The 8,626-nt window shown below is 37.0% G+C and carries 10 protein-coding genes; 7 read left to right on the top strand and 3 right to left on the bottom strand.

The window, feature by feature from the left end; translation table 11 throughout:
* Positions 1–175: 175 nt before the first annotated feature.
* From AC1Q59_RS08470 to AC1Q59_RS08455, 4 genes are all read left to right on the top strand, one after another.
* Positions 176–643 carry a hypothetical protein gene (locus tag AC1Q59_RS08470; RefSeq protein WP_492365380.1) on the top strand — a complete coding sequence of 156 codons (468 nt, stop codon included), beginning with the start codon at positions 176–178 and terminating at the stop codon, positions 641–643.
* A gap of 146 nt (positions 644–789) precedes the next feature.
* Positions 790–2,007: a DUF5667 domain-containing protein gene (locus AC1Q59_RS08465; protein WP_492365353.1), complete on the top strand. Its 1,218-nt coding sequence runs from the start codon at positions 790–792 to the stop codon at positions 2,005–2,007.
* A gap of 112 nt (positions 2,008–2,119) precedes the next feature.
* Positions 2,120–2,869 (top strand): RNA polymerase sigma factor SigI, encoded by a 750-nt coding sequence (gene sigI, locus AC1Q59_RS08460; RefSeq protein ID WP_492365352.1) that lies wholly within the window; start codon positions 2,120–2,122, stop codon positions 2,867–2,869.
* Positions 2,866–3,987: an anti-sigma factor domain-containing protein gene (locus tag AC1Q59_RS08455; protein WP_492365351.1), complete on the top strand. Its 1,122-nt coding sequence runs from the start codon at positions 2,866–2,868 to the stop codon at positions 3,985–3,987. The genes sigI and AC1Q59_RS08455 overlap by 4 nt, the downstream gene beginning before the upstream one ends.
* 71 nt (positions 3,988–4,058) lie before the next feature.
* On the opposite strand, the gene AC1Q59_RS08450 is transcribed toward AC1Q59_RS08455, so the two are convergent.
* Positions 4,059–4,259 (bottom strand): alpha/beta-type small acid-soluble spore protein, encoded by a 201-nt coding sequence (locus tag AC1Q59_RS08450; protein WP_492365350.1) that lies wholly within the window; start codon positions 4,257–4,259, stop codon positions 4,059–4,061.
* A gap of 149 nt (positions 4,260–4,408) precedes the next feature.
* On the opposite strand from AC1Q59_RS08450, the gene AC1Q59_RS08445 reads away from it, so the two are divergent.
* Entirely contained in the window at positions 4,409–5,773 is a 1,365-nt protein-coding gene (locus AC1Q59_RS08445; protein WP_492365349.1) for a TrkH family potassium uptake protein, read from the top strand.
* A 32-nt stretch (positions 5,774–5,805) separates the two neighbouring features.
* On the opposite strand, the gene AC1Q59_RS08440 is transcribed toward AC1Q59_RS08445, so the two are convergent.
* Entirely contained in the window at positions 5,806–6,162 is a 357-nt protein-coding gene (locus AC1Q59_RS08440) for a DUF3905 domain-containing protein (RefSeq protein WP_492365379.1), read from the bottom strand.
* Between the two features lie 136 nt (positions 6,163–6,298).
* On the opposite strand from AC1Q59_RS08440, the gene ykzP reads away from it, so the two are divergent.
* A complete protein-coding gene (gene ykzP / locus AC1Q59_RS08435) occupies positions 6,299–6,460 on the top strand; it encodes a protein YkzP (protein ID WP_492365348.1) in 162 nt (53 codons plus the stop codon).
* Positions 6,461–6,604, top strand: a complete 144-nt coding sequence (locus AC1Q59_RS08430; protein ID WP_492365347.1) for a hypothetical protein — start codon at positions 6,461–6,463, stop codon at positions 6,602–6,604. It abuts the gene before it with no gap.
* Between the two features lie 24 nt (positions 6,605–6,628).
* Here the strand turns inward: AC1Q59_RS08430 and AC1Q59_RS08425 are convergent, their stop codons facing one another.
* On the bottom strand, positions 6,629–8,383 hold the full coding sequence (locus tag AC1Q59_RS08425) for a B12-binding domain-containing radical SAM protein (protein WP_492365346.1): 1,755 nt from the start codon (positions 8,381–8,383) through the stop codon (positions 6,629–6,631).
* Positions 8,384–8,626 lie beyond the last annotated feature (243 nt).

Below are 8,626 nucleotides of genomic sequence, written 5' to 3'. Positions count from 1 at the left end.
AAAATAAGGGTGGAGAAAATTTGTTGATTTTCTTCCACCCTTATTTAATTTAGGGACTTATCAGACAGCCCCTTTTTATTTGAATTTGAAAGGAATAATAAAATAAGGAAAATAAATGGAAAGACTATAGGTGGAAATAAAGACTTTTGAATACAGTACGGCTGGTGAAACAAAAATGAAATCAATGAGTAAACTTGAGGCAGTTATGTGGAGCATAGCATTGCCTGGCTTTAGCCAATTATTAACAGGTCAATTATTTAAAGGTACCTTTTTTGTCTTGCTTGAAATCATTATAAATGTTTTCAGCAATTTTAATACGGCTATTATGTTTAGTTTTCTTGGTAAAATAGACGAGGCCTTTTGGGTCATTGATTACCAATGGCTGATGTTTTACCCATGTCTTTATATGTTTGCTATGTGGGATGCCTATCGCGCAGCTATGCCAAGTGATGAAAAGCTTTCGTTTCTTCCGTTCGTATTTTGTGCGTATTCTGTCACTGTCGGGCTAATGGTTTCAAGCAATGTCAGCATGTTTGGAGTCAAGCCAGGCCCGGTTTTCTTCCCAATGATGTGTTTAATTCCAGGACTTGCTGCGGGATTTTTTGTAAGGTGGCTCATACTTGCATTTAGAAAGAAAGTGTAAAAAGGCTCGGAAGGCTGCATTATCTGGGCCTTATTTCCCGTATTATAAATAATATTTGCAAACCCCCAAAAAACGTTTATATGCAGTCGTACAGTTGTAGTGAAGTAAAGCGGCCGCGACGAAAATAAACTTTGGGGTGAAATAACATGAAATGGTTATCAAAAAAGGAATTCAATAAAATAGCAAAAACTGCCTTAGCAATGACAATTGCGGGTTCTATCACATTATCCTCTACATATGCATTTGCATCTGAAAATACAGATCAATATAAAACAGTTGAAATGCCGAACGTAAATTCAAATGAAACTGTTCAAACAGAAAGTAAGGACTTGGACACAGCAGCTGCTGATGTAACGGCAGAAAAACCTTCTCTTCTGCCAGGTGACTTTTTCTATTTTGTAAAGGTGACTATGGAAAAAATCAAGCTAGCTCTTACTTTGGACGATAAAAAAGAAGCAAAGCTGCTTGCTGAATTTTCCGCAGAGCGTTTAGCTGAGGCCGAAGCACTCTTAGCGGATGGCAAAGAAAAAGAAGCCATTGAATTAATACAGAAATCTGCAAGCCATTTAACCAATGCAGAAGATATTTTAGATGAAAACAAATCAGATGATTCTTCAAAAGAAAAGGAAGAAATCAGCCAAGAAGACAGCGAAAAACAGACCGATGAAACTGCAAATAAACAGACAGATGAAAATACAGAAGAATCAGCGGATTTAGATGAAAATGAAGCTGGCATTGAACCATTTGATGAAGTAGAAGATCTGCTTTCGCAAAATATTATTGCCCTCAAGCATGCTATGGAAAAGGTAAAGAATCCAAAAGCGAAAGCTGCGCTGCAAAAGAACATAGACAAAAGCTATGCCAAATTAGCTAAGAAAATTGAAAAAATTGAAAAGAAATATGCTGATAAGGAAAAAACAAAAGCAAAGAAAGCTTCAGCTGAAGAAACACAAAGCGCAGCAGATACAAACGATTCAGCTAAAATTGAAGAAAAGCAGCCTGTTGGGCCTCCTGTAAAAGAAGATTCTAAAAAAGAGCAAGATAAAAAAGACCTGAAAGCTTTCGAAAAAGCAGCAAAAGAAGCTGAAAAGGCAAATGCTAAAGAAGTAAAAGAAGCAGCAAAGCAAGCCGCAGAAGCTCAAAGAGCCGAAGCAAAAGCTGAACGCGATGCTGCTAAAGAAGAAGCAAAAGCCAATCGGAAAGCTGCATTAGAGGCAGCGAAAGCTAAACGTGAAGAAGCAAAAGAGGCAGCAAAAGCTAAACATGAAGAAGCAAAGGTTAAGCATGAAGAAGCAGTGCAAGCCCATAAAGCAAAGAAACAAGAACAGAAACATGCTAAACATGAAAATAATAATAATCAATAAAGAACTCAACAGGGGAAAAGAGGCCAAAATGGCTTCTTTTTCCTCCTTCACCCCTATAAACCCATTCCTATCTTCGTATGATATAATGTGTTTTGTGTAAGGGGTGAGACTTTTGTTAAGTTTGTTCTTTTTAACGAAAAAACGAAAAAAAACACTAGAAGAAACAGTGGAACTAATACAGCAGGGTGATCATGTTTTACAAAATGAACTTATCCATTCATACAAACCATTTATTGCAAAAACAGTATCTTCTGTATGTAAAAGATATATATATGAATCAGATGATGAATTTAGCATTGGTCTTATTGCTTTTAATGAAGCCATTCAAAAATACTCCTCGCAAAAGGGGAGTTCTTTATTAAGCTTTTCTGAAGTCCTGATTAAACGAAGGGTCATTGACTATATACGATCACAAGCAAGACATCAAAATCTTAATATTGATATAAATCATAATCAAGAAGATTCAGATGATCAGAGCGGGTCAATCATCGATAATGAGCTTGCCATTGATGACTTTAAAAGAAAAACTGATGAGCAGCATCGAAGAGATGAAATTCTCCAGTTTAATGAGGTTCTGCAAAATTATGAATTATCCTTCAATGATTTAGTACAGCAATCGCCAAAACATGCCGATGCACGGAAAAATGCGATGATGGTGGCAAAAATAATTGCTGATAAAGAGGAACTTAAAAATATATTAATAGAGAAAAAAAGGCTTCCTATTAAACAGCTTGAAAGCTATGTATCTTTAAGCAGAAAAACAATTGAGAGAAATAGAAAATACATAATTGCCATTTCCCTGATTCTTATTGGAGATTATGTTTATTTAAAGGATTATATCAAAGGGGTGTTAGAAACGTGAAGACTGGAGTAATAATGGAAATTAATGAACGTTTTTTAACGCTTTTAACCCCAGATGGTGAATTTCTTCAGGCAAAAAAGCTTGAAAGACACTATCAAATTGGGCAGGAGATTGATTTTTTTCCTGTTGAACAGGAAGAAGTCGAAAAGCGGTCAATTTTATCAATTTTTCAAGGAATAACAGCAAAGCTTGTCTTCGCAGCAGCGCTGGTTTTTATGTTAGTAACAGCTTCCGTTATCCCTTTTAACGGGAAAAATGAGGTATATGCCTATATGTCTATAGACATTAATCCAAGTATGGAACTGGCTTTAAATGAAGAATATCAGGTTATAGACATTAATCCTTATAATGAGGAAGCAAAACAAGTTGTTGAAAAACTTAGTAATTGGAAAGAGAAAGATGTTCATATCATTACAAAGCAAATTATTGAAGAAATAGAAAAACAAGGATACACAGAAAAAAATCATGAAGTTGTCATCGCAACTGTTTTTGTTGAAGAAAAAACAAAAGAAAATGATCAGCGCTGGCAGAAGGAAATTACTCAAATTCAAAGTAATATTAGGCATGAAAATATAGAAGTTGAGGTTGTACAGGGGACAAAGGAAGAAAGAGAAAAGGCCAAAGAAAAGGGTATAACAACAGGTGCCTTAAAGAAGAAACAATTAGAGGCAAAGCCGAAAGAAACAAAAGAGCAAAATCAAAAGGCAAGACCGATCAATCCTGACAAACAGGAACAACAGGATAATGAAAAGTTGTATCCATCGAGTAAGAAGGGTCATGAAAACGGAAAACAAATTCCGCCTGGACAAGAGAAGAAAACCAGCGATCAAGCTGGCAGACAGAGTCCTTCTAGACAAGAGAAGAAAACAAGTGAACAAGACAGCAAACAAATCCCGCCTGGCCAGAAAAAAAAAATAACTCAGGAAAATAAAGTTATTCAGGAAAACAGCAATAACCAGGAAAAAAAAATCCCTCCTGGGCAAATGAAAAAACAAGATAACCGTTCTTCTGTCAATGAAAACAAATCACAGCAAGAATGGAATGACAAAAAGGACAGCAAAGATCAACATAAACAGCCAGGCAAAGAAAAACAAAAAGAAGAAAAAAAGAATAATTAAAATTAGGGGGTCAGTCCCCCAGTGGTTTAAGCAATAGGACACTGGGGGACTGACCCTGTTTGATTTGCAGCTTATAGATTATTCTTGCCTGCTATTTGTGCTTGTGCCTGTTTTACAAGTCTTTTTGTGATTTCTCCTCCAACGGAACCATTACCGCGGGAAACTGTATCAGCTCCCAGGTTAACGCCAAATTCTTGGGCAATTTCATATTTCACTTGATCTAAATACTGTTCGATTCCAGGGACAAGCAATTTATTACTGCTATTAGCCATGATTTTCACTCCAATTTATTGAGATAACAGAGATTTACTTTCCTCTGTAATTGTAGTATGTTTTCATATTGTAATAAAAATGAGTGGAAATTTTTTCGGAAATTCTATATGATAAAGCTTACGAAATCGTTTGAAGGGATCTGTCATGCATGTGGAAAAAGGTTAGAGCCTGGATTAGCAAACGGACGCCAGCTCAAGTAATTACCGGCTATTATTTGTTAGCTGTTACGGCATCCGTTCTGCTTCTACTAATACCGGCCGTTCACAAAACGGGGGTAGAAGTCCGGTTCGTTGATTCTGTATTTACTGCTGTCAGTGCAGTAAGTGTAACGGGCTTAACCTCAATAAATATTTCAGAAACGTATAGTGTGTTTGGCTATTTTGTTATCATGTTTATTATGCAATTCGGCGGCGTTGGAATTATGGCCTTGGGCACGTTTTTCTGGATGCTTTTGGGCAAAAAAATCGGTTTAAGGAGCCGCCAGCTAATTATGGCTGACCATAATCAGATTACACTTTCGGGCCTTGTACACTTAATAAAAGAAATTATAAAAATTATTTTTGTTATAGAGATCATTGGTGCATTAATATTAGGACTGCACTTTTTCAATTATTATCCTACCTGGAATGAGGCATTTTTACACGGCTTATTTGCTGCTGTCAGCGCCACTACGAATGCTGGAATGGATATTAACGGGGCCTCGCTGGTCCCTTATGCTGATGATTATTTTGTGCAGCTAATCAATGTACTTTTAATTGTACTAGGCGCTATTGGCTTTCCAGTCTTAATTGAAGTAAAGGCATATTTATTCCGAAAAAAAAGCGATTCAGGCCTTCAATTTCGTTTCAGCTTATTTACAAAACTGACGACAGTAACGTTTTTAGGACTGCTTATTTTTGGAACGGTCTTTATTTTTATATTAGAATTTCAGCATTTCTTTAGAGGAATGACATGGCATAAAAGTTTTTTCTATGCCTTCTTTCAAGCAACCACGACACGAAGCGGCGGATTATCTACAATGGATATTAGCGAATTTACGCTGCCGACATTGCTTGTACTTAGCATCTTAATGTTTATCGGAGCTTCCCCGAGTTCTGTTGGCGGAGGGATTCGAACAACGACGTTTGCTTTAAATATTTTATTTATTTATCATTTTGCCAAAGGACAGCGTCATATTAAAGTGTTTAATCGTGAGCTGCATGAGGGAGATATTCTAAAATCTCTTGCTATCACCATGCTGGCATTTATTATGTGTTTTACCTCTGTTGTCTTAATCAGTGTTTCAGATCCGGAGCAGCAGCTCATTGCAATTATTGTAGAGGTGTGTTCCGCTTTTGGTACAACAGGGCTATCGATGGGGATTACACCAGATCTCAGCTCGTTCGGGAAGATCATCTTAATGGTTCTCATGTTTATTGGAAGGATTGGGTTAACTTCTTTCCTGTTTATCATTGGCGGAAAGGAAAAGAAGACAAAGTATCATTATCCGAAGGAAAGGGTTATTACCGGATAATAAAAAGGGATGAAATTTTTTCATCCCTTTTTTTAATCTTGCCCCTTACCGGCATCGAAAGTAGGATGCATGAAAGGACTCGCTTGTGGGCGTCTTTTTTCTTCGAGAAGTTCTTTATTTTCTGAAGTGTTCCAGCCAATGTCATTCGTCGGGTGAACCCATTCATCGCCAGCCATAATTGCTGGGTCGGTATCTTCACTCCAATTTTCCAAAGGAGAGTTTTCAGAGGCATAGTAGCTATCACCAATGATGACACCTTTTGAATTTTTAAATGGCGGCTGCATTTTAATGCCAGTACCCTTAAAGCTAGGGGCAGAAATTTGATGGGGAAGGGTTTCGTCAATACTTATTTTTTCTAACTTCTTCTTATTTTTACTCAAAGCAGTCATTCCTTTTTTGTTTATATTTTGTAATAAAGCATGCATTTATGACACTTTCTTGATGGTAAGTTCAAGAATCTGTATGAATGAAAATGAGAGAGAAGCAGAAGATATAAATGTACAAACTCTTTAGGAGGATGCGCATATGGCAAAAAGAAAAGCAGAGTTTGATGCTGCTCTAAAGCATTCAAAGACACCTAAGAAAAATATTGCTGAGACAGAATTCTCAGCAGAATTTGCAAACGGGGAAAACCCAATGAAGGGTGCAAACCGCAACTCTAAGCAGGGAAGAAAGGGCAGGTCCTGAGTGAAGAAAAACACTGAGAATGAAAAAAAGGAAAGCTTAAATGTTGAATTTGGGATGGAGTTTGGTGATGTTAATGCAAGCAAACTGTTTGAAATCCCATTCATGAATGAGGAAAAAACGGATAAGAATAAGAAAAAGTGTTAAAAAAACCGGCTTTGCGCCGGTTTTTTAAATTTCTGCAGTATCAAAAAATAAAGGCTGTTCCGTACTTGGATTAAAATAAACCAATAAGCTGGAACGCTGTCTCTCAATCACACCATCAGCTAAATAGGTACTTAATCGGAAAGGGAAGCTTTCCCATATTGTGTATTTATAAATTTCTTTTTCATTTAAATGTAAGTCTGCAAATTCAGTTCCTAAGCGATCTGGGTTTTTTAATACATCCTTATAAAAGGAAGATCTAGCCGATTTATCTTCATTAGATGCCTCTGTTGCCCACCATGATTTCCTTGGTTTATATTTCTGCCTTGATAGATAGTCATACTTCATCAATCCCTTGATAATCTCCAAATCAGGTACTTGTCTATATTCAAGGAACTCATAGAGACGTTTAAACAGGTCCTCCAATTGATGGCCAATTCTTGACCAGCCTTTCTCTTCCCAGTAGGAACCAAACTCCTGGAAGAAGTCAAATGGCGTTTCAAAGATATGGGTAACAAGGTATTCAACCGATGTATCCATCCGATGGTCATTCCAATACTTCTCAAGAACATCCTCCACTTGTTTGATTTTGATAATTTCTTCAAATGTAAGGACATTATTTCCAAGCATTTCATATGGTGAATGATCCATATATACATATTTGTATTCATCAGCTCTAATTCTCAAACCTGTACCTCTTAAGAGCTTAAGAAAACCGAGCTGCAGTTCTTCTGGGCGCAAGGCAAAAACATCGTTAAATGTTTTTCGGAAGGAAGTGTAGTCTTCTTCAGGCAGTCCTGCAATCAGATCTAAATGCTGATCAATTTTACGGCCATCTTTCACCATGGTCACCGTGCGTTTTAGCTTTTCAAAGTTCTGCTTTCGCATCACAAGCTGATTTGTATAGTCATTTGTGGACTGGACCCCAATTTCAAAGCGGAATAATCCGGCAGGTGCTTCCTGGTTTAAAAATTCAATGACCTCAGGGCGCATAATGTCCGCAGTAATTTCAAATTGAAAGACAACTCCCGGTGTATGTTCATCAATTAAAAAGCGGAACATTTCCATGGCATAGCTTCTGCTGATATTAAAGGTACGGTCAACAAACTTAATCGTTTTGGCTCCATTATCCATTAAATATCGGATATCCTCTTTTATTTTCTCACGATCAAAGTAACGGACACCAACTTCAATGGATGATAGGCAGAATTGACAGCTAAAAGGACAGCCGCGGCTTGTTTCAATATAAGTAACCCTTTTTGATAAGTGAGGGATATCCTCTTCAAATCGAAAAGGTGAGGGCATTTCCCGAAGATCCAGCTTATTTCTCTGCGGGTTGATTTTAATTTGTTCACCCGTCCTATAGGCGATGCCAGGCACAGCTTCAACTGTGTTGTCTTCTGAAAGCTCCGTTAATAATTGTTTGAAGGTTTCTTCCCCTTCGCCAATGACAATGAAATCAAATTCGTTTACTGTTTTCATCCAGTCCATGACATCATAGGAAACCTCCGGACCTCCAGCAACGATATGAATGGACGGATTTATTTTTTTAATCATTTTAACGACCTTAATGGTCTCTTCAATGTTCCAGATATAACAGCTAAAGCCAAGAACATCAGGCTTTTTGCGGATCAGATCGGTGACAATGTTCATAATCGGATCCTTAATAGTATATTCCGTCAGCTCAATATCAAATTCGGGCTGTGCATAGGCTTTAAGATAACGAATAGCAAGATTTGTATGAATATATTTTGCATTTAAAGTAGAACAAATGATTTTCATGGTGAAACTCCTTTAACGTATTGAAACATCAACATGTAATTATAACTCATTGTTGACAAAATGAGTAGTCATGAAACCTCAAAATCTTCAGCAAACATATTGACTAGATCAAAAAAGAAGGTTTATAATATATATCTGACATAAATAATTTATTCTTTCATGTTATCCGCAAACTTGAAGTGTAAGCAAAAAAATTTAATACTACTATCTTGTCCCAGTAGCTCAGCAAAGCGTCCGCACCAT

Source organism: Cytobacillus sp. MT66 (genome assembly GCF_058792595.1).
Note: the sequence above shows the minus strand (reverse complement) of the source record. Positions and strands in the feature narration are given on the sequence as shown.